The sequence below is a fragment of the Rhodococcus sp. BE178 genome (assembly GCF_050433545.1).
In the GTDB taxonomy this organism is placed as follows: Bacteria; Actinomycetota; Actinomycetes; order Mycobacteriales; family Mycobacteriaceae; genus Prescottella.
In genome coordinates, this window is sequence record NZ_JBNPXA010000014.1 from 51,907 (window position 1) to 72,426 (window position 20,520).

The 20,520-nt window shown below is 68.7% G+C and carries 24 protein-coding genes; 12 read left to right on the forward strand and 12 right to left on the reverse strand.

The genetic code is table 11. From position 1 onward, the window contains the following. From J2X34_RS21555 to J2X34_RS21575, 5 genes are all read left to right on the forward strand, one after another. Positions 1-513, forward strand: a complete 513-nt coding sequence (locus J2X34_RS21555; RefSeq protein WP_181818775.1) for a DUF6912 family protein — start codon at positions 1-3, stop codon at positions 511-513. Between the two features lie 118 nt (positions 514-631). Further along, complete coding sequence (locus J2X34_RS21560; protein WP_114721937.1) at positions 632-1,747, forward strand: ferredoxin reductase; 1,116 nt, start codon at positions 632-634, stop codon at positions 1,745-1,747. A 143-nt stretch (positions 1,748-1,890) separates the two neighbouring features. Continuing rightward, entirely contained in the window at positions 1,891-3,150 is a 1,260-nt protein-coding gene (locus J2X34_RS21565) for a fatty acid desaturase family protein (RefSeq protein WP_114721938.1), read from the forward strand. Positions 3,151-3,211: 61 nt separating this feature from the next. Next, complete coding sequence (locus J2X34_RS21570; RefSeq protein ID WP_114721939.1) at positions 3,212-4,450, forward strand: fatty acid desaturase family protein; 1,239 nt, start codon at positions 3,212-3,214, stop codon at positions 4,448-4,450. Between the two features lie 155 nt (positions 4,451-4,605). Further along, the gene (locus tag J2X34_RS21575) at positions 4,606-4,995 is read left to right on the forward strand and encodes an SHOCT domain-containing protein (protein WP_114721940.1); all 390 of its coding nucleotides are present in this window, start codon (positions 4,606-4,608) and stop codon (positions 4,993-4,995) included. A 7-nt stretch (positions 4,996-5,002) separates the two neighbouring features. Here J2X34_RS21575 and rsgA read toward each other — a convergent pair whose 3' ends face one another. Next, positions 5,003-6,058: a ribosome small subunit-dependent GTPase A gene (gene rsgA, locus J2X34_RS21580; RefSeq protein WP_429519834.1), complete on the reverse strand. Its 1,056-nt coding sequence runs from the start codon at positions 6,056-6,058 to the stop codon at positions 5,003-5,005. After that, positions 5,992-7,332: a 3-phosphoshikimate 1-carboxyvinyltransferase gene (gene aroA, locus J2X34_RS21585; RefSeq protein WP_114721941.1), complete on the reverse strand. Its 1,341-nt coding sequence runs from the start codon at positions 7,330-7,332 to the stop codon at positions 5,992-5,994. Before aroA ends, rsgA begins: the two co-directional genes overlap by 67 nt. Before the next feature lie 105 nt (positions 7,333-7,437). Here aroA and J2X34_RS21590 point away from each other — a divergent pair, with 105 nt between their 5' ends. Beyond that, positions 7,438-8,196, forward strand: coding sequence for an SOS response-associated peptidase (locus J2X34_RS21590; protein ID WP_114721942.1), 759 nt, complete (start codon positions 7,438-7,440; stop codon positions 8,194-8,196). On the opposite strand, the gene J2X34_RS21595 is transcribed toward J2X34_RS21590, so the two are convergent. Both J2X34_RS21595 and ybaK read right to left on the reverse strand, forming a co-directional pair. Beyond that, positions 8,183-9,202, reverse strand: coding sequence for an LLM class flavin-dependent oxidoreductase (locus J2X34_RS21595; protein ID WP_429519740.1), 1,020 nt, complete (start codon positions 9,200-9,202; stop codon positions 8,183-8,185). The two genes, J2X34_RS21590 and J2X34_RS21595, sit on opposite strands and share 14 nt — an antisense overlap. Positions 9,203-9,271: 69 nt before the next feature. Beyond that, positions 9,272-9,766, reverse strand: a complete 495-nt coding sequence (gene ybaK, locus J2X34_RS21600; RefSeq protein WP_114721944.1) for a Cys-tRNA(Pro) deacylase — start codon at positions 9,764-9,766, stop codon at positions 9,272-9,274. A gap of 120 nt (positions 9,767-9,886) precedes the next feature. On the opposite strand from ybaK, the gene J2X34_RS21605 reads away from it, so the two are divergent. Beyond that, positions 9,887-10,672 carry a sigma-70 family RNA polymerase sigma factor gene (locus tag J2X34_RS21605; RefSeq protein ID WP_397484709.1) on the forward strand — a complete coding sequence of 262 codons (786 nt, stop codon included), beginning with the start codon at positions 9,887-9,889 and terminating at the stop codon, positions 10,670-10,672. After that, positions 10,669-10,968, forward strand: coding sequence for a mycothiol system anti-sigma-R factor (rsrA, locus tag J2X34_RS21610; RefSeq protein WP_114721945.1), 300 nt, complete (start codon positions 10,669-10,671; stop codon positions 10,966-10,968). Before J2X34_RS21605 ends, rsrA begins: the two co-directional genes overlap by 4 nt. 86 nt (positions 10,969-11,054) lie before the next feature. Here rsrA and J2X34_RS21615 read toward each other — a convergent pair whose 3' ends face one another. After that, positions 11,055-11,129 (reverse strand): 50S ribosomal protein bL37, encoded by a 75-nt coding sequence (locus tag J2X34_RS21615; RefSeq protein ID WP_022597109.1) that lies wholly within the window; start codon positions 11,127-11,129, stop codon positions 11,055-11,057. A gap of 108 nt (positions 11,130-11,237) precedes the next feature. Here J2X34_RS21615 and J2X34_RS21620 point away from each other — a divergent pair, with 108 nt between their 5' ends. Next, positions 11,238-11,453, forward strand: a complete 216-nt coding sequence (locus tag J2X34_RS21620) for a biotin/lipoyl-binding carrier protein (RefSeq protein WP_114721946.1) — start codon at positions 11,238-11,240, stop codon at positions 11,451-11,453. A 28-nt stretch (positions 11,454-11,481) separates the two neighbouring features. Then, positions 11,482-13,002, forward strand: coding sequence for a sensor histidine kinase (locus J2X34_RS21625; RefSeq protein WP_114721947.1), 1,521 nt, complete (start codon positions 11,482-11,484; stop codon positions 13,000-13,002). Positions 13,003-13,097: 95 nt separating this feature from the next. Here the strand turns inward: J2X34_RS21625 and J2X34_RS21630 are convergent, their stop codons facing one another. Both J2X34_RS21630 and J2X34_RS21635 read right to left on the reverse strand, forming a co-directional pair. Beyond that, entirely contained in the window at positions 13,098-13,352 is a 255-nt protein-coding gene (locus J2X34_RS21630) for a WhiB family transcriptional regulator (protein ID WP_031937408.1), read from the reverse strand. 342 nt (positions 13,353-13,694) lie between these two features. Beyond that, on the reverse strand, positions 13,695-14,651 hold the full coding sequence (locus J2X34_RS21635; RefSeq protein WP_429519746.1) for a diacylglycerol/lipid kinase family protein: 957 nt from the start codon (positions 14,649-14,651) through the stop codon (positions 13,695-13,697). Positions 14,652-14,697: 46 nt separating this feature from the next. Between J2X34_RS21635 and J2X34_RS21640 the strand changes: the two genes are divergently transcribed. Further along, positions 14,698-15,114, forward strand: coding sequence for a hypothetical protein (locus tag J2X34_RS21640; protein WP_114721949.1), 417 nt, complete (start codon positions 14,698-14,700; stop codon positions 15,112-15,114). 9 nt (positions 15,115-15,123) lie between these two features. On the opposite strand, the gene J2X34_RS21645 is transcribed toward J2X34_RS21640, so the two are convergent. Continuing rightward, on the reverse strand, positions 15,124-15,618 hold the full coding sequence (locus J2X34_RS21645) for a GNAT family N-acetyltransferase (RefSeq protein ID WP_114722013.1): 495 nt from the start codon (positions 15,616-15,618) through the stop codon (positions 15,124-15,126). Positions 15,619-15,644: 26 nt separating this feature from the next. Beyond that, the gene (locus J2X34_RS21650; protein ID WP_114721950.1) at positions 15,645-16,259 is read right to left on the reverse strand and encodes an acid phosphatase; all 615 of its coding nucleotides are present in this window, start codon (positions 16,257-16,259) and stop codon (positions 15,645-15,647) included. Between the two features lie 55 nt (positions 16,260-16,314). Between J2X34_RS21650 and J2X34_RS21655 the strand changes: the two genes are divergently transcribed. After that, positions 16,315-17,118: a ParA family protein gene (locus J2X34_RS21655; protein ID WP_429519749.1), complete on the forward strand. Its 804-nt coding sequence runs from the start codon at positions 16,315-16,317 to the stop codon at positions 17,116-17,118. 12 nt (positions 17,119-17,130) lie between these two features. Here the strand turns inward: J2X34_RS21655 and J2X34_RS21660 are convergent, their stop codons facing one another. The 3 genes from J2X34_RS21660 to J2X34_RS21670 are packed head-to-tail and all read right to left on the reverse strand — an operon-like array spanning position 17,131 to position 20,502. Continuing rightward, positions 17,131-18,366 (reverse strand): amidohydrolase, encoded by a 1,236-nt coding sequence (locus J2X34_RS21660; RefSeq protein ID WP_429519751.1) that lies wholly within the window; start codon positions 18,364-18,366, stop codon positions 17,131-17,133. Between the two features lie 46 nt (positions 18,367-18,412). Then, on the reverse strand, positions 18,413-19,237 hold the full coding sequence (locus tag J2X34_RS21665) for an SDR family oxidoreductase (protein WP_114721953.1): 825 nt from the start codon (positions 19,235-19,237) through the stop codon (positions 18,413-18,415). Positions 19,238-19,287: 50 nt separating this feature from the next. Beyond that, positions 19,288-20,502, reverse strand: a complete 1,215-nt coding sequence (locus J2X34_RS21670) for an Rv3212 family protein (RefSeq protein ID WP_114721954.1) — start codon at positions 20,500-20,502, stop codon at positions 19,288-19,290. Between the last annotated feature and the right edge of the window lie 18 nt (positions 20,503-20,520).

Here is a 20,520-nt window from a genome sequence, read left to right on the forward strand (position 1 = left end):
ATGCTGCGGCAACTGGTTGCCGAGCGGGAGTTCTCCCCGGTGAGCCGGACCGCGTTCGCGGTCACGCCGGCACTGCGGGAGGCGTACAACTCCGGCGACGACGAGGAGCTCGCCGAGGTGGCGATGGCGGAGGCCGCGCGGGCATCGCTGCGGTTGATCGCGGCCGCCACGCCGGACGAGGACGAGGGCGAGGGCGGTGACGGCGGCGAGGCTGGTGAGGTCGCGCCCATGTCGCGCCGCGCGGTGATCGCGGCCGACGTCGACGACGTCAAGCTGCGCCCCGATCTCGACGACGCGGTGGTCCGTCTGGCCGACGTTCTCACGCTGTCCCAGGTCGCGTCGGTGCACGTCGATCTGGCGGAGGCGGAGTCCGACATCGCGAAGGCCGCGCAGGTGGTCGACGCTGCCGATCTCGGCGACCCGGACGCGGAGTTCGTGCTCGGCGACGCAGAGGATCACGAGCTCGCGTGGTACGCGACGCAGGAGTTGCCGTTCCTGCTCGAGCTACTCTGACCGGCGGCGGACCCGCCCGACGAGTCGTTAGCGCGCCTTACTACTCGGCCGTAACTTACGCCACCGTAGCCTCATGCCCTACGCTGGCCGTACGCGCGAAGTGCGAGATGGAGGTCGGATGGGACTGAAGAGCTGGATCGAGGCGCCGGCGGCAAGGGTCGCGGGCTCGAACCGGTCCGTGGCGAACGTGGTGCGCGGTGCCGTCACCCGGTTGACCACGCCGTTGCTTCCCGACGACTACCTGCACCTGGTGAACCCCTTGTGGTCCGCGCGTGAACTGCGCGGACGTATCGTCGAGGTCCGGCCCGAGACGGCCGATTCGGCGACGCTGGTGATCAAGCCGGGGTGGGGCTTCGACTTCGCATACCAGCCCGGTCAGTACGTCGGCATCGGCATCCACGTTGACGGACGGTGGCACTGGCGGTCCTACTCGCTCACGTCGGCTCCCAACGTCGACCACAAGCTGATCTCGATCACCGTGAAGGCGATGCCCGAGGGCTTCCTGTCGAGTCACCTGGTGACGGGTGTGCCGTCGGGGACGATCGTGCGCCTGGCCGCGCCGACCGGAAACTTCGCGTTGCCGGAGCCGCCGCCGGAGAAGATCCTGTTCCTCACCGCGGGCAGTGGCATCACCCCGGTGATGTCGATGCTGCGGACGATGAGCCGGCGCGGGGAACTGCCCGACGTCGTCCACATCCACTCGGCACCCACCGAGGACGCGGTCATGTTCGGCGACGAGCTCGCGGAGCTGCAGAAGGACTACCCGTCGTTCGGTTGCCACGTCCGGCACACGCGGTCCGAGGGCAAGTTCGCGCTGTCCGAGCTGGACGAGGTGTGCCCGGACTGGCGCGAGCGACAGACGTGGGCGTGTGGGCCCCTCGGGATGCTCGATGACATCGAGAAGACCTGGGAGCAGGAGGGCATCACGCCGAACCTGCACCTGGAGCGGTTCGCCGTGTCCCGGGCCGATCTGTCCGGCGAGGGCGGCACCGTCACGTTCGACCGGTCGGAGAAGTCGATCGAGGTGGACGGCGCCACCACACTGCTCGAGGCGGGCGAGAAGGCCGGCGTGCTGATGCCGTTCGGCTGCCGCATGGGTATCTGCCAGACCTGCGTGGTCCCGCTCGCATCGGGTCACGCCGTGGACCTGCGCAACGGTAAGGAACATGCCGAGGGGGAGCGCATCCAGACCTGCATCTCGGCCGCGGCCGGCGATTGCACGCTCGAGGTCTGAGGTCTCGTGTGATCCGGACGGCAGCCGGGCCGACAGGTGTCCGGTTTCCCGTATCGTTGTACCCAGTGCCTGTGCGGTACCCAGTGCCTTGCGTCGATGGCCGACGCCGGTGATCTGATCTATATATCCAACGGAGGACCTCGGTGGCCATCACGGACATCAAAGAGTTCGCCCACCTCACCGACGCCGATATCGAAGCCCTCGGGCGAGAATTGGATGCGATTCGTCGCGATGTCGAGGAGTCTCGGGGCGTACGGGATGCCCGCTACATTCGGAGCACGATCCGGCTGCAGCGTTCCCTCGAGCTGGGCGGACGGGCGGTCCTGTTCGGCAGCCGTCATCGGCCGGCCTGGGTGGTGGGGACGACGCTGCTCACGCTCGCCAAGTGCATCGAGAACATGGAACTCGGGCACAACGTCACCCACGGCCAGTGGGACTGGATGAACGATCCGGAGATCCACTCCACGACGTGGGAGTGGGACATGACGGGTCCCTCGGAACACTGGAAGCGCGCACACAACTACACCCACCACACGTACACCAACATCGTGGGCATGGACGACGACGTGGGATTCGGCATCCTCCGGATGACGCGCGACGAGAAGTGGCGCCCGATCAACCTGCTGCAGCCGATCGCGAACGTGATCCTGGCGGCGACGTTCGAGTGGGGCATTGCGCTGCACGACCTGTCGGCGCAGAAGGAACTCGAGGGCGTCGACCCCGAGCATTGGAATTCGGGACCGAACAAGCAGTTCGCGGTCAAGATCGTCCGTCAGGTCGGCAAGGATTTCGTGCTGTTCCCCGCGCTGACGGGTCGGGCGTGGAAGCACACCCTTGCCGCGAACACGACCGCGAACTTCCTGCGCAATTTGTGGGCGTACGCGGTGATCTTCTGCGGGCACTTCCCGGACGGCGCCGAGAAGTTCACCGTCGAACAGTTCGAGAACGAGACGCGGGCGCAGTGGTACCTGAGGCAGATGCTCGGCAGCGCCAACATCGACGCCGGTCCGGTGATGGCGTTCATGACCGGCAACCTGAGCTATCAGATCGAACACCACCTGTTCCCGGACCTGCCGTCCAACCGGTACTCCGAGATCGCGGTGCGGGTGCGGGCGCTGTGCAACAAGTACGACCTGCCGTACACCTCCGGTCCGCTCAGCCGTCAGTACCTCCTGGCACTGCGCACGATCCACAAGCTCGCGTTGCCGGATCGTTTCCTCAAGCGGACATCGGACGATGCACCGGAGACGTCGTCGGAGCACAAGTTCCGGCTCAGCGGCTCGCGGATCGCCGAGGCGCTGCGGGTCGACGAGGAGACCGGGCAGCACCGTGGCCTGCTGTCGGCGCTGCGTGCTCATGCCGAGGCGCGGGTGGGGCGGCGTCGCGCAAAGCGACGAAAGTGATCTACCTCACAGTCACTTCGCGTTAACCTACGGTCTCGTAACTTACGGTACGGTAGGCCTCGTGGCGATTACCGACATCAAGGAGTACGCGCATCTGACGGATGCGGACGTCGAGGCGCTCGGTCGCGAACTCGACGCGATCCGTCGCGATGTCGAGGACTCCCGTGGCGAGCGCGATGCGCGCTACATCCGTAATACCATCCGACTGCAGCGTGGACTCGAGATCGGCGGGCGCGCAGTGTTGTTCGGCAGCCGCAAGCGTCCCCTGTGGGTGCTCGGTGCCGGCATGCTGGGCGTCGCGAAGATCATCGAGAACATGGAGCTCGGGCACAACGTGATGCACGGGCAGTGGGACTGGATGAACGATCCGGAAGTCCACTCCTCGAGCTGGGAGTGGGACAACGCCGACCCGTCGGCGCACTGGAAGCAGACCCACAACTACCTGCACCACAAGTACACGAACATCCTGGGCATGGACGACGACGTGGGCTACGGCCTGCTGCGCGTCACCCGCGACCAGCGCTGGAAGCCGTTCAACTACGGCAACCTCGCGTACAATGCGATCCTCGCGCTCCTGTTCGAGTACGGCATCGCGATCCAGCTGCTCGAGCTCGGGAAGGTCGCGGCCGGACGCGACGACCGCGAGCTCACCAAGCGGAACGCGAAAGAGGTCGGCGCCAAGATCGCCAAGCAGGCCGTCAAGGACTACGTGATCTACCCGGCCCTCACCGGGAAGGCATGGAAGACGACCCTCACCGCGAACCTCACGGCCGGCGTCATCCGCAACCTGTGGACCAACGCGGTGATCTTCTGCGGGCACTTCCCTGACGGCGCCGAGAAGTTCACGAAGGCCGACGTCGACAAGGAGACGAAGGCCGAGTGGTACCTGCGGCAGATGCTCGGCAGCGCCAACATCTCCGGCGGTCCCGTCATGGACTTCATGACCGGCAACCTCAGCTACCAGATCGAGCACCACATCTACCCGGACCTGCCGTCCAACCGGTACGCCGAGATCGCGGTCAAGGTGCGGGCGCTGTGCGAGAAGTACGACCTCCCGTACACCACCGGCCCGCTGCCGGTGCAGTACCTCAAGTCGTGGCGCACCATCGCCAAGCTGTCGCTGCCGAACAAGTACCTCAAGGACACGTCCGATGACGCGCCCGAGACGGCGTCGGAGCGCAAGTTCGGCGGCAACGCCGTCCCCACCGTCGACCCGCTCACCGGTCGCCGTCGCGGACTGCACTCGGCCATCAAGGCGTCGAGGAAGCGTCGCGGCCTGCGCGCGCTGCTGTCGCGCTAGAGATCGCTCTCCGACCCGGACTGCCGCTGTGGCCCGCACCGAATCGGTGCGGGCCACAGCGGTGTTGTGGACCGTTTCCTGGACCGTGGGTCACCCGCGGTGGGAGAGTGGTGACGGAGAGCCTGTTCGACATCGTCTCGTGAACGGAGCGGACAATGGACTCATTCTGGGACTACTTCTGGCTGGTCTTCGCATGTTTCGCGTTCGCGGCGTACCTGATGGTTCTCTTCATGATCTTCGCCGACCTGTTTCGGGACCATCGCATGTCGGGATGGATGAAGGCGCTGTGGGTATTCCTGCTGTTCGTCCTGCCGGTCATCGCGGCCTGCGTGTACCTGATCGTTCGGGGCCCGGCCATGGCGGAGCGCGCGGCAGTCGCCGAACGGCAGTACCTGCAGGCCGAGACCGAGTACATCAGGGATGTGGCCGGGACATCGACGGACGAGCAGCTGGCCACGGCGCGGTCGCTCCTCGACTCCGGGGCCATCACCGAGGACGAGTACCGCGTCCTCGCGGCGCGGGCGCAGGGGGCGTCGGCGTCGTAGGCGCTTCTCAGGCCCAGGACTCGTTCGTCATCAGCGCGACGAGCAGGTGGCGCACCGCCTCGACGCGGCCCGCGGACTTGCCGGTGAGCGTGTCCAGCGCGCATTCGGGGTCGGCCGGGGGACCCAGGTGGGTGCAGCCGCGAGGGCAGTCCTCGGCGGCGGCCGCGAGATCGGTGAACGCGCTGACGACGTTCTCGGGGGAGATGTGCGCGAGGCCGAACGACCGGATGCCGGGGGTGTCGACCACCCAGCCGCCGCTGGGCAGGGGCAGCGCCACCGACTGCGTCGACGTGTGCCGGCCCTTGCCGACGCCGGACACGACGCCCGTCGCCCGATCCGCGTCCGGGACGAGGCGATTGACCATGGTCGACTTCCCGACGCCGGAGTGACCGATGAGCGCCGTCACCTTGCCCGTGAGGATCTCCGTCACCGGTTCGATCGGATCGTCCCGCCCGGCCACGACGACCGGGATGTCCAGGTCGGCGAACGTCGCGGCGAACTCGTCGGGCGTGGCCAGGTCGCTCTTGGTGAGGCACAGGATCGGTTTCAGGCCGCCGACGTACGCGGCGACGAGAGCCCGCTCGACGAAACCGGTGCGCGGCGGCGGATCGGCCAGCGCGACAACGATCAGCAGCTGCGCCGCGTTCGCGACGACGATCCGCTCGTACGGGTCGGTGTCGTCGGCAGTGCGCCGCAGGACGGTCTTGCGTTCGGCCACGCGCACGATGCGGGCGAGGGTGTCCGGCTTGCCCGACAGGTCGCCGACGACGCTCACCTGATCGCCGACGACGATCGGCGTGCGGCCCAGTTCGCGGGCCCGCATCGTGACCACCGGCCGGTCCGGATCGCCGTCGAGCACACATCCCCACCGGCCGCGGTCGACGGAGACCACCATGGCTTCCTCGGCGCTGGCGTGCTCCGGCCGGGTCTTGGTCCGCGGGCGGGTGCCCTTGCCCGGGCGGATCCGGACGTCGGACTCGTCGTACTGCCGGCGGCTCAGGACAGTGCTCCCTGCTCGGCGGACCCCGACGTCGATTCTGCCGCGTCCAGCATTGCGGCCCAGAGGTTCTCGAAGCCGGGCAGGGTCTTCGCGGTGGTGCCCACGTCCTCGATACGGACGTCGTCGACCACGAGTCCGACGATCGCGCCTGCCGTGGCCATGCGGTGGTCCGCGTACGAATGCCACTGGGCGCCGTGCAGCGGCCGGGGCTCGATGCGCAGGCCGTCGTCGGTCTCGGTGACCGCACCGCCGAGCTTGTTGATCTCGGTGGCCAGCGCGGCCAGTCGGTCCGTCTCGTGGCCACGCAGGTGCGCGATGCCGCGCAGGACCGACGGGCCGTCCGCGAGCGCGGCGAGGGCCGCGACCGTGGGGGTGAGTTCGCCGATGTCGTGCAGGTCGATGTCGATGCCGCGCAACGACTTCGGGCCGGTCACAGTGAGGACGCCGGCGGTGCCTTCCGAGAGGCTCACCTCAGCGCCCATGTCGGTGAGGATGCCGCGGATCGCGTCACCCGGCTGGGTGGTGCGCGACGGCCACAACGGCACCCGCACGGTGCCGCCGGTGACGGCGGCCGCGGCGAGGAACGGCGTCGCGTTGGACAGGTCGGGCTCGATCACCCAGTCCACCGGATCGACCGTGCCCGGCAGTACCTTCCACGTGTGGGCGTCGCCGCTCTCGCCGGGCGTCAGCACGGTCACGCCGGCCTCACGCAGCATCTCGACGGTCATGTCGATGTGCGGCATCGACGGCAGCGGACCGCCCTGGTGGCGGACGGTGACGCCCTCGTCGAAGCGGGCAGCCGACAGCAGCAGGCCGGACACGAACTGCGACGAACCGGACGCGTCGATCGTGACCGTGCCGCCGCGCAGACCGCCGTGGCCCTGGACGGTGAACGGCAACGCGTCCCCGTCGATGTCGGCACCCAGGCCGCGCAGGGCGTCGAGGATGGTGCCGAGCGGCCGCGTGCGGGCCTGCTCGTCCCCGTCGATCGCGACCGTGCCGGCGGCGAGCGCGGCGACCGGGGGCAGGAACCGCATCACGGTGCCGGCGAGGCCGCAGTCGATGCTGCCGCCGGTCATCGGACCGGGGACGACACGCAGGGTGGTGCCGGTCGCGGCGTCGGGCGTCGCGGTGATCGACACGCCGAGGGCCTGCAGGCCCTGGATCATCAGATCGGTGTCGCGGCTGCGCAGCGCGCCGGTGATCGTGGAGGGCCCGGACGCGAGCGCCGCGAGAATGAGGGCGCGGTTGGTGATCGACTTGGATCCGGGCAGCGTCACGGACGCATCCACGGGGGCTTCGGCACGGGGCGCTGTCCACAGGCTCTCACGACTCACCCGTCCATCTTCGCCTATGGGTGGGCGGCGCGTGGCAACCGTGCCAGCATGGGGAGCGGACGGTCACACCCGACAGGGTCGACGGCGACGAGGAGTGCGGCAGACATGTGCGGCAGGTACGCGACGACGGCGAACCCGGCGACGCTCGCGGTGGAGCTCGACGCGATCAACGAGACCGGGGAGTCGGACGGCCCCGAGTCCGCCGACTACAACGTTGCGCCCACGACGCAGGTGCTCACCGTCGTCGCCCGACACGACCGCGAGGACCCCGACAGTCCGGCGACCCGGAGGATCCGGCGCATGCGCTGGGGTCTGGTCCCGTCGTACGCGACCGAGCCGGGTAAGGGCGCACCGTTGTTCAACGCCCGCTCCGAGACCGTCGCGACGAAGGCCGCGTTCAAGACGTCGCTGCGGTTCAAACGCTGCCTGGTCCCGATGGACGGCTGGTACGAGTGGCAGACCGAGCCCACGCCGGACGGGAAGGCCGTGAAGGTGCCGTACTACATGGCCCGCGGCGACGGGCAGCGGCTGTTCATGGCGGGGCTGTGGGCGGTGTGGCACGACCCGAAGGCCCCGAAGTCGCCGCCGCTGCTGAGCACCACGATCCTCACGACCGATTCCGTCGACCAGCTCGCGAACGTCCACGACCGGATGCCGCTGATCCTGCCGCCCGATCGCTGGGACGCCTGGCTCGATCCGGACAGCCTCGGTCACCCCGACCTGATCGCGCCCAGCCTCGAGTCCGTCGCGGCCGTCGAGATCCGTCGGGTCTCGACCAAGGTCAACAGCGTCCGCAACAACGGTCCGGACCTGCTCGACCCCGACACCGGCGACCGGGCGGGGGAGCAGATCAGCCTGCTGTGATGGGCTGCCGCGATGCGAGATCGGTGACGTCGGCGACCAGTTCCAGTGAGCGCATCCAGGCATCGCGCGCGCTGGCCGAGGAGACCACCATCAGCTCGTCCGCGCCGGTCTGTTCGGCGAACCGGCCCAGGTAGTCGTGCACGGTGTCCGGGGTGCCGACGGCGGAGTAACGCACCATCGCGAGCACCTGCTGACCGGCGGGCGACTCGAGGATCATGTCGGCCTCCTCCGGCGTGAACGTGCGGCCGCGGCCGACGAACAGCCCGACCCGCTTGCGCTTGGTCTCGAGGAACAGCCGCTGCGCCTCCTCGTCGGTGTCCGCGGCGATCACGTTGACGGCCGCGATCACGTGCGGCTGCGCGAGTTGCGCCGACGGCCTGAATTCGCGTCGGTAGATCGCGATCGCGTCCATCAGGGCGTTGGGCGCGAAGTGCGACGCGAACGCGTACGGCAGGCCCAGTGCGGCGGCCAGCCGGGCGCCGAACAGCGAGGATCCCAGGATGTAGAGCGGCACCTCCGTGCCCTTGCCGGGCGTCGCCTCGATGCCGGGCACCCGTGACGGCCCGGTCAGGTAGCCCTGCAGCTCGAGCACGTCCTGCGGGAACGACTCCGCCGAACCGGGGTCGCGGCGCAGCGCCCGCATGGTCTGCTGGTCGCTGCCCGGCGCGCGGCCCAGGCCCAGGTCGATGCGGCCGGGGTGCAGCTCGGCGAGCGTGCCGAACTGCTCGGCGATGGTCAGCGGCGCATGGTTGGGCAGCATGATGCCGCCCGCACCGAGCCTGATCCGCTCGGTGTGCGCAGCGACGTGCGCGATCAGCACGCTCGTCGCCGACGACGCGATCGACGGCATGTTGTGGTGCTCGGCGTACCAGATGCGGCTGTAGCCCCACCGCTCCGCGTTCCGCGCCATCTCGACGCTGGCCCGGAAGCTGTCTCCCGCAGTCTCGCCCGTGCCGATCTGGGCCAGGTCGAGGATCGAGAGGGGAATGGAGAGAGGGACCGTCACGGGGACACCGGCTTTCATTCGTGGAGACACGTCATGGGTGGAACAACGGTGCGAGGCCGTCTCATTCCGTCAGCCGGCCGTTATCTCCGCGACCACCGCACCCGACAACCGCACCAGATCCTGCGGCGCCACCTCGATCTCGAGGCCACGGCGGCCCGCACTGCACAGCACCCGATCCCACGTCAGCGCCGACGCGTCGATCACCGTCGGCAGCCGCTTGCGCTGGCCGAGCGGGGAGATGCCGCCGAGGACGTAGCCGGTGGAGCGTTCGGCGTCGGCCTGCGGCGCCATGACGGCCTTGCCCGCGCCCACCGCTGCCGCGGCCGCCTTCAACGACAGCTTCGACGGCACGGGCAGCACTGCGACCGCGAGTTTTCCGGACTCGGTCTTGACGACCAGCGTCTTGAAGATCTGCGCGGGCTCCACCCCGAGATGATCGGCGAGCGAATCGACGGCCTCGTCGCCGAACGACGCGGCGCGGGCGTCGTGGTCGTAGCTGTGGATCCGGTGCGCGACCTTCTCCTTGTCGAGCAGCTTGGTTGCGGGGGTCGAAGTTCCGGCCATGGCGACAACTCTAAGACTCCGCGTCTCGCGCTATCTCGCCGCGATCACGACTCGGGAACACACCGCGTCCCCGCGCTGTTGAAACCTGCCGAGAAGCTGCATCAGCGAAGGGAGTGGCCGGTGGCGGTGTTGTGCGCGGAGCGGGCTCGTTCGGAGACCGCGACGAAGTCGGCGCGTCCGGGAATCGCGGCAGGGTTGGCGGTAGCCTTGACCCCTACGGCAAGCGAAGGGATCAGCGTGCTCGACGATCACGACCCCGAGAACGAACCCGACACCCCGACCGACCCCGCGGGTGACGGTCCAGAGTCCGATGCCGCGCTGGTCGAGCGGTTCGAGCGTGACGCGCTCCCGCTCCTCGATCAGCTGTACGGCGCCGCGCTGCGGATGACGCGCAACCCGGCCGACGCGGAGGACCTGGTACAGGAGACCTACATCAAGGCCTACTCGGCGTTCCGTTCCTTCAAGGCCGGAACGAACCTCAAGGCCTGGCTGTACCGGATCCTCACCAACACCTACATCAACTCCTACCGCAAGAAGCAGCGTCAGCCGGCGCAGTACCCGACCGACGAGATCACCGACTGGCAGCTCGCCGCGACGGCCGAACACACGTCGACGGGTCTGCGGTCGGCGGAGGTCGAGGCACTCGACGCGCTGCCCGACGACGACATCAAGGCGGCACTGCAGGAGCTCCCCGAGGAGTTCCGCATGGCGGTGTACTACGCCGACGTCGAGGGATTCCCGTACAAGGAGATCGCGGAGATCATGGGCACGCCGATCGGCACCGTGATGTCGCGCCTGCACCGTGGGCGCAAGCAGTTGCGCGGCCTCCTCGCGGACGTCGCTCGCGAACGTGGATTCAACCGCGCCGAGCGCAGCGGAACAGCGGAGCAGGAGGTTACTCGGTGACCGGGGAGAACGAATTCGAGCAGTTGGATTGCTCGGCGGTGATCGCGGATGTGTGGTTGCTGCTCGACAGCGAGTGCGACGAGAACTCGCGCGAGAGGATCCAGCGGCATCTGGAGAACTGCGGTGCGTGTTTCGAGGCGTACGGCATCGAGGAGAAGGTCAAGAGCCTGATCGGCCGCAAGTGTGGGGGCGAGCACGCCCCGGACGGGCTGCGGGAGAGGCTCTCGTTCGAGATCCGGCGCACCGTGATCATCACCGGGACCGAACTCGTCGGCGACCGCGAGTCGGACGACTAGACGAACGACCCGGGCCGGTGCCCGGAACGGATCAGGGGCCGGCAAGCGGTGTGCTTGCCGGCCCCTGATTCGTCTGTCAACGCGTCTCAGGCATTGGGACGCTTGCCGTGATTGGCGGCGTTGCCCTTGCGGCTGCGCTTCTTACGACCACGCTTACCCATGAGTAGCTCCTTCTGTGTTCGAACTCGAGTTCGTCCTAGTGTTTCACGTGTGATTGGCTGTGGTTCCATTGGCTGGTCCGCGACCGTCCACGAACAGTGAGGTGCCAGGTGGCAGAAGATGTGCGCGCCGAAATGGTTTCGACCGTCTACCAGGTCGTTGTCAGTGCAGGCGAAGAGGTGACCGAGGGCGACACCCTCGTGATTCTCGAGTCGATGAAGATGGAAATCCCCGTTCTGGCCGAGGTGGCCGGCAAGGTGACGTCCGTCGATGTGAGTGTCGGCGATGTCATCCAGCAGGGCGACCTGATCGCCACCATCAGCTGAACCCGAGAGACGATTCGGAGCCTGGCACATGTCGACACTGAGCGACCTGCTCGCCGAGCACACCGATCTTCCCGGCAGCGCGGTCGATCACCTGCAGCAGGTTGTGGGCGAATGGCAGCTACTCGCGGATCTGTCCTTCGCCGACGTCCTGCTGTGGGTGGCGACCGAGCGGCCCGACGACCAGACCGGCTCGGTGGGCGCCGATCCCGGCACCGTCGTGTGCGTCGCGCAGTGCCGCCCCACGACCGCGTCGACGGCCTTCCCGGACGATGCCGTCGGATCCGTGGTCTCCGAGTCCGAACATCCCCAGGTCCTCAAGGCGCTCGTCGACGGCGAGATCGTCACCGAGGTCGACCACTCGTGGCGCGGCGGCACCCCGTTGCGTCGGGAGGCGGTTCCGGTGCGCTGTGGCGGCGAGGTCATCGCGGTCCTGAGCCGGGACACCAATCTTGCGCAGCAGCGCGCCCAGAGTCCCCTCGAGATCGCGTACCTGGACTGCGCTGCAGACCTGTGCCAGATGATCAGTGAGGGGACGTTCCCCAATCCCGAGACACGCTCGGACACCAACTCGAGCCCCCGAGCGGGAGACGGCTTCATTCGTCTCGACCCCGAGGGGCGGGTCGTGTACGCGAGCCCGAACGCGCTCTCCGCGTACCACCGCATGGGGTTGAACAGCGACCTGATGGGTCAGGACCTGGCGTCCACGACCCACTCGCTCATCACCGACCCCTTCGAGTCGCAGGAAGTGGCCGACTACATCAGCGGAACACTCGCCGGCCGCCTCGGACACCGGATGGAGATCGAGGCCCGCGGCGCGACCGTGTTGCTGCGGGCTCTGGTCCTCAAGCCGCACGGCAAGGTGGTGGGTGCCGCCGTCGTGATCCGCGACGTCACCGAGGTCAAGCGCCGCGATCGCGCCCTGCTCAGCAAGGACGCGACGATCCGCGAGATCCATCATCGCGTGAAGAACAATTTGCAGACCGTCGCGGCGCTGCTGCGCCTGCAGGCCCGCCGCACCGACAACGAGGAGGCGCGACAGGCGCTCAGCGAGTCGGTCCGACGCGTGACGTCGATCGCGTTGGTCCACGAGACGCTGTCGATGTCGGTCGACGAGGAAGTCGACCTCGACGAGGTCGTCGATCGCCTCGTGCCGATCCTCGCCGACGTCGCGTCGGTCAACATGCCGATCAAGATCCAGCGCGAGGGCAGTCTCGGCGTATTCTCCGCCGAGCGCGCGACCCCGCTGGTGATGGTGTTGACCGAATTGGTGCAGAACGCGATCGAGCACGCCTTCGAGCCCGGCGAGTCCGGCACGGTGTACCTGCGTGCGGATCGTTCGGCCCGCTGGCTCGACGTCGTCATCCACGACGACGGTCGGGGCCTGCCCGACGGTTTCAGCCTGGAGAAGTCCGATCGGCTGGGACTGCAGATCGTGCGGACGCTGGTCGACGCCGAACTCGGTGGATCGCTGGGGCTGCATCCGTGCCCGGGCGGCGGCACCGACGCCGTGCTCCGGGTGCCGCTGGGTCGGCGGGCGCACCGCCTCTGACGTTTCGCAGTCTCCGACCGTCTGGTACTACGTTCGGACCACGAAAGACGAAGGCCCGGCACCTGGTAGGTGCCGGGCCTTCGTCTCGGTCGAGACTAGACTGCGGTGCGCGCGCGGGTGCGGGCGTTGCGGCGCTTGAGTGCGCGACGCTCGTCCTCGCTCATGCCGCCCCAGACGCCCGCGTCCTGGCCGGACTCGAGGGCCCAGGACAGGCACTCCGCGGTCACGGGGCACCGGTTGCACACCACCTTGGCATCAGCGATCTGCGCGAGAGCCGGGCCACTGTTTCCCACCGGGAAGAACAGTTCGGGATCCTCGTCGCGACAGATTGCGTTGTGGCGCCAGTCCATCTTTCTACTCCTTAACTGGGTGCGCCATGCACCGTAATGTATTTACAAGTTCATGGGTGCTTACTTGGTTGTTTCAGCACTGTTACTTGTGAATGCTTTCACGAACGCGGGGGAAGTCAATAGATATCGACTGCACCGTGGGGAAGCTCACTCGGTTAGGCTGCCCTGCCCGGCTCCGCATCCTTTGTACACCCACCTGGGGCTTTGTGCACCCCATCAGGACATTTCAGTCCCCGATCGTGACTGATCGAGCGTTGGATCAGGCTCAATCGGGCGTTCGAATCAGTGGGATCGGCGGGATCGGGCCCTCCGGGGGGGTATCGCCGGCGAGTGGCGGTGGAGTCAGTGCGCCTGCGGTGCGACGACGTCGAGCGCATCGGGGACCGCGACGAATGTCACGTCGCTTCGCATGCCGATATAGTCGCCGTCCATTTGGAGGCCGATCGGTGTAGTTGCGCGGATACGGATTTGCGCCACATCATCGAATCGAATCAATGAATGTGATTTCGGCGATAATCCGGCCGAAAGTAGTTGACGAACGACGCGAAGACTGGCAAAGACTCCCGTCGTCCGCATCGCGAAGAGCCCGAGACCCGCTTCGAAGCTCGTTCCCGGGTTCGTGTGCACCTCGCGCTTGTTCAGATAGGTCCACGGAGTCGAGTTCGACACGAACGCATAGTGCACGCCGTCGATCGGCTCCTGATCGGGAAGTTCGACCGTGAGCGTCGGCTCCTCACGCTTGGCGCGGAAGAACGCGCGGACGGCGTGCCGAACGTAGCGTCCCGGCGTCACGGCCTGTCCGTTCGTGCGGCCGTTGTCCACCGCTTCGCACACCTGGGCGTCGAGGCCCATTCCCGCGTTGAACGTGAACCAGCGGTTGTCGCAGTGCCCCAGACCGATCGTTCGCCGCGCGCGCAGAGCGAGCAGATCGATCAGTTGGTTCGTCGCATCCACGGGGTCCGGCGCGATTCCGAGCGACCGGGCGAACACATTGGCCGAGCCGCCCGGGACGACGGCGATCAGCGGAATGGGACCGATGGGAACGGACCGCATCGTCCGGGGATGGGGCGCGCCGAGCAGGCCGTTGACGACCTCGTTCACGGTGCCGTCGCCGCCGTGCACGATGATCAGCGCGATGCCGTCGGTGCGGGCCTGCGCCGCCAGTTCCGCGGCATGACCGCGGTGCGTGGTGTGGGCGACGGTCAGCCGCACCCGGCTCGACAGCGCGTGCGCGAGGAGGTCGCGCCCCGCGGGCGTGGTCGAGGTGGCGTTGGGATTGACGATCAGCAGCGCACGCACGGGGCATCAGCCTAGCCGGGTTCTGCCCGTGTTCTAGGCTGGCTGCGTGTCGAACCAGCCTGCTCCCGCTCCGACTCCCACCACGGTCCGTGGGGCCGGCGCCCTGGTGACCCTCGAGGGCGGTGCCGCAGTCGGTGTCGCGATCGTCCTGGTCGTCCGTGGCTTGTTGGGCGCCGACCAGAGCATGACCAGTGGATACGGCACGGCCGCGTGGTTCGCGATTCTCGGTGGGGCCGTCCTGGCGGCGGGTATCGGGCTGCTCGGCGGTCACCGCTGGGGACGCACGATCGGTGTCATGGCGCAGCTGCTGTTGCTGCCCGTCACGTGGTACGTGTTCACCTCGCACCGGGTGGTCTGGGGAATCCTGTTGGGTGCGGTGGTGCTCGCCGCTCTGGTGCTGCTGTTCTGGAACAGCACGTCGCGGTGGGTGGCCGAGGGATACGGCGCGCCCGACGAGTACTAGGCCCGGCCGCTACGGCGCCTGAGTCGCCAGCGCGGCCAGCGCCTCGCCGCTGAGCCGGTACGTGGTCCACTCGTCCTGCGCCACCGCACCCAGCGCCTCGTAGAACCCGATCGACGGTGTGTTCCAGTTCAGCACCGACCAGGCCAGCCGCGTATAGCCCTTGGCCACGCATTCGTCGGCGAGCGTCGCCAGCAGCGCCTTTCCGTACCCCGCGCCACGGTGTTCGGGGGTGACGTACAGGTCCTCCAGATAGATCCCGTGCACGCCGTCCCAGGTCGAGAAGTTGCGGAACCACAGCGCCGTCCCGACGATCGTGGGGGCCTGCGCATCGTCGCCCGGAACCTCGACGACGTGCGCGAAGACCGCGGGCTCGGGTCCGAAGAGGGCCGTCTCGATCTGCTCCGGAATCACCGTGCACTCGTGCCGGGCCTTCTCGTACTCGGCGAGTTCGTAGATCAGCCCGGTGATCGCCGCGACGTCGTCGGGGGTGGCCCGACGGATCACGGCCAGTCCGACGTTCGTTCGTGCGTTCACTGCATGCCTTCTCTCGGGGTGACGTTGTGGGTGAGGATCGTTCGGAAGCCGTGTTCGTAGCCGAGCACGGTGCGCGCCGCGGGGGAGAGGGTGAACCGTCGTCCCTCGGCGACCGGCTGTTCGACCCACCGGGCGATCAGCGCGCGGAAGAAGTGGCCGTGCCCCACCAGCAGCACGTCGCGGTCCGCGAGCGCGGCCTCGCACGTGCTCACCACCATGTCGGCGCGGGACATGACCATTTCGTGGGTCTCGCCGCCCGGGCACGGGTGGGTCCACACCGTCCAGTGCGGGATTCGTTCGCGGATCTCGGGCGTGGTGAGGCCCTCGAGTTCGCCGTAGTCCCATTCGGTGAGGGCGTCCCACCGGCGGTCCTCGGTGAGCCCCGCCAGGGCCGCCGTGACGTGCGCCCGTCGGCGCGGGCTCGTGATCACCAGGGGGTCGCGCAGTTGCAGGGCGGCGAGTTGCGGTCCGGCCTCGCGGGCCTGCTCCGCGCCGCGTTCGGTCAGCGGAACCTCGGTCGTGCTCGTGTGCCGGCCGAGGCGGGCCCACTCCGTCTCACCGTGTCGCAACAGGACGAGCCGGCGGTCGGGTGAGGTCATGGGTCCAATCATGCCGGGTGCGGCCGAACCCTCGCGTTCGGGCCTCGAGTAGGCAAGGATCTAGGCCGTGACGACGGTACTGGCTGTAGCGAATCAAAAGGGTGGGGTAGCCAAGACCACGACGGTTGCTTCACTGGGGGCGGCGCTCGTGGACCTCGGTCAGCGGGTGCTGGTCGTGGACCTCGATCCGCAGGGGTGTTTGACATTCTCGTTGGGGCACAACCCCGATCGGCTCGAGACCTCGGTGCACGACGTGCTCACGGGGGACGCGTCGGTGCGCGACGTGCTGCTCGAGACGGACGACGGCGTGATGCTGCTGCCCGCGACGATCGACCTCGCGGGTGCGGAGGCGCTGCTGTTGACGCGGCCGGGGCGCGAATTCGCGCTCAAACGGGCCCTCGCGCCGATCCTCGACGACTTCGACGTGGTCATCATCGACTGCCCGCCGTCGCTGGGCGTACTCACCCTCAACGGGCTCACGGCCGCCCGGTCGGTGCTCGTGCCGCTGCAGTGCGAGACGCTCGCGCACCGCGGTGTCGGACAGTTGCTGCGCACGGTCTCCGAGGTCCAGCAGATCACCAACCCCGACCTCGTACTGCTGGGCGCGCTGCCGACGCTGTACGACGCCCGCACCACGCACAGTCGGGACGTGCTCTCCGACGTCTCGGACCGCTACGACCTTCCGGTGCTCGCGCCGCCCATCCCGCGGACAGTCCGATTCGCGGAGGCATCGGCGTCGGGCTCGACGGTGCTCGCGGGCCGAAAGAACAAGGGTGCGGAGGCGTATCGCGAACTGGCGCATCATCTTTCGGCGCACTGGTCCGGGGGCGCCGAGTTGGTGACGTTCTCGCCGTACGAGGGGACTGCCTGACCCGCTGCCGGGTCAGTCCAGCCAGTCCCGGGCGGCAGTCACGAGGGCCGAGACGCCCATCGTGATCGTCGGTTCGATCACCGGTGCGTAGTACGGCGAGTGGTTGGGCGGCAGGACAGGGGTGGTGCCCGCCGCGGCGGCCTTCGCGAAGATCGCGGGGTCCGCGCCGCCGAGAATCCAGTAACAGATCGGGGCGCCCGACGCGGTCGCGAAGACGCCGACGTCCTCGCTCGCCGCCCCCGCGCCGGGATCGGTCACCTTGTCGTCGCCGAACCGGCGGCGGAAGGCGGCCGTCGTTCGGGCGACGGCGTCGCCATCGTTGACCAGGACGGGAAACGAATCGATCGGGGAGATCTCGGGCTTCTTCGGCGCGTTCGACGCCGCCGCCTCCGCCTCGACGATCCGGGTGATCGAGTCGAGGACCCGGGTGCGTACATCCGGGTCGTATGTGCGGATGTTGAGTTTCAGTTCGGCGTGGTCGGGAATCACGTTCGCCTTGGTGCCGGCCTGGAGCGAACCGACCGTGACCACGACCGTGTCGGTCGGCGCCACCGTGCGCGAGACCACGGTCTGCAGGCGCAGGACCGTTGCGGCCGCCATGACAACCGGGTCGACGGACTCTTGGGGCATCGACCCGTGTGAGCCGGTGCCGTGCAGCAGGACCCGCAGCGAGTCCGCGCCGGCGAACGCGGGGCCCGGGTGGGCCGCGAGCATCCCGGCGGGCAGGGGTGCGACGTGCTGACCGAGCACGACGTCGGGGGTGCCGAACCGCTCGAACAGGCTGTCGTCGACCATCGCCTGCGACCCGGAGCCGAGTTCCTCGGCGGGCTGGAACACCGCCATCACCGTGCCGGACCACGAATCCTGTTCGTTCACCAGCACTTCCAGTGCCCCGAGCAGGCAGGTCACGTGCATGTCGTGTCCGCACGCGTGCGCGACGGGGACCTCCCGGCCGTCGGGGTCGGTCGCGCGGACCGTGCTGGCGTAGGGCAGTCCGGTCTTCTCCTCGACCGGCAGCGCATCCATGTCGGCCCGCAGCAAGGCGGTGGGGCCGTCGCCGTTGCGGATCATGCCCACGACCCCGGTCCCGCCGACCCCGGTCGTGGTGTCGATGCCCAGTTCGCCGAGCTTCGTCGCGATCCGGTCCGCGGTCCGGGTCTCCGCAAACGACAGTTCCGGGTGCCGGTGCAGGTCGCGGTAGAAGTCGGCCAGCCACGGCGCGGTGTGGGAGGTGTCGGGTCCGGTCATCACGCAACCTCGCTCGGTCGGGGACGGTGCCGACCACCAGCGTAGGTCAGCGCGCGAAGTGGCGGGTCAGATCCTCGGGTGTCGGCTCCCAGACCGCCGGCCAATCGGCCTGCCGCAGTAACGCGTCCGTGCCGCCGTCGGCGAACAGGACGCTGCCGCACAGCAGGGACGCGGTGTCGCCCACCAGGAATGAGATCAGGGCGGCGATCTCCTCGGGGCGCCCGCGACGTCCGATCGGGACCGGATAGAAGTCCAGGGACTTCGCCAGTTCCGGGTCGAGGTCGGGACCGGACGTCATCGGGGTGTCGATCATGCCCGGAGCGACGGCGTTGAGACGGATGCCCGAGCCGATCCACTCCGGCGTCACCGCCTGGCGCCGCACCCACCGTGCCAACGCGAGCTTCGATGCCGGGTAGGCGGGGATGGCGCCCACCTCGTCGCCGAGCGCGACGGCCTCGTCCTCGGCCCCGGCCAGGCAGGACGCCACGATGTGCTCGGGGATGCCGGGTTGCGTGCTGGTGCTGCTCGACGAGATCGCGACGGCGTACGACCGCTCGGCGCGCGCGAGGACCGGACGCAGCTCGTTCAGGAAGTCGACGACACCGAAGTAGTTGACCGCCACCAACTCTCCGCCGGTGTAGGACGACAGCGGGCCGCGGCCCGCGCAGCACACCGCGGCGTCGAGGACCCCGCCGGTGGCCTCGACGACAGCTGCCGCGGCCTGCGTCCGCCCGTCGCGGGTGGACAGGTCCGCGGTGATCTCGGTGCCCGCCAGATCCACCCCGACGACGTCGTGTCCGGAGGTGCGCAGGAGGTTGACCGTGGCGGCGCCGATGCCCGAGGCCGCGCCGGTGACGACGATGTTCGACATCCCGGAATTAGAACATGTTGCACCCGCGGGGGTGCGGGAATCGGTGGGGGTCAGCGGAGCGCGACGACCTCGCCGCCGCGTTGTTCCAGGACGACGTCGCCGACGACAGCGGTCGCGATGGGGACGGCGTCGCTGTCGCGGGTCACCGGAATCCGCCGCTGCTCCACACCGGTGGCCGGATCGAGCACCGCGATCCCCCCGGGCACGGGGACCAGGAGCGAACCCGCCATGATCGCGCCGGGACCCAGCGCCCCGGGAAACGTCCAGCGGGGCGCGAGTTCGCTGGTGGACAGGGCGATCAGTTCCGAGCCCGTCCACCACGTGAACACCGAACCGTTGCGCGCGGCCGTGGCATGTGGGCTCACCTCACCGGTGACAGGGTAGGACGCGACTTCGTTTCCGGTGCCGTCGTGAACGGCGTAGCGGGGGCCGCTGACCGGGCCGGCAGGCAGATACACCGCGGTGTGATCGCCCGACGCCGCGATGAGGCGGGCGCCCGGCGAGTCGGAGCCGGGCCCGGTGAGCAGGATCGTCCCGAACTCCTGGGGCTCCTGATTGTCCTTGGGGGCTGCGTCGAGGACACTGAGCCGGTCGGCGGCCTCGCCCGGGCAGTCCATCAGCACCGAGACCCGGGTACCGCCGGCCGCGGCGGAGCGCAGTTCGCAGCCGGGGTGAGGCTGCTTGCCGGGATTGATGGGCGCGTCGACCCGCCCGAACTCGAGGGTGCGCACCAGGTCCGAGCGCCACAGTTCCATCCGCTCGGAGCCTCGGGAGACGACGTAGGTGCCGTCGTAGGACAGCGTCACCTCGTCGTCGGCATCGCTCGAGCGCTGTGCCTTCCGTTCGCCGGTCGCCCCGTCGAGCTGGGTGACCTGGCTGCAGCCACGCTGATCGCGATAGACCGCGACCACGGTGTTCCATGCGCCGATCGCACCGCACAGCGGCATGTCCCGCTGGTACCGCCACAGCTCGGCGCCGGTCAGCCGGTCGCGGCCGGTGACGGTCCCGCCGTCCGCGGTCGCGACGACTCCGGCCGCGACGAGGGGAGCGGTGGTCTCGGGGCTGTCCGCTCGCCAGATCTCGTCGAGCGACTCCGGCGGCGACAGGGCCGTATCGACCTCTGCCGCAGGGGTATCCGAGGTGATGGAGGTGGTACCCCGAGCGTCGCTCCGGATCCAGATCACCGCCGCGGCGATCGCGACGACGATCGCGATGATCGCGGCGACGGCGACGTCCAGACGAGTACGACGCTCGGGTGCCAGCACAGGTGGCAGACTACCTCG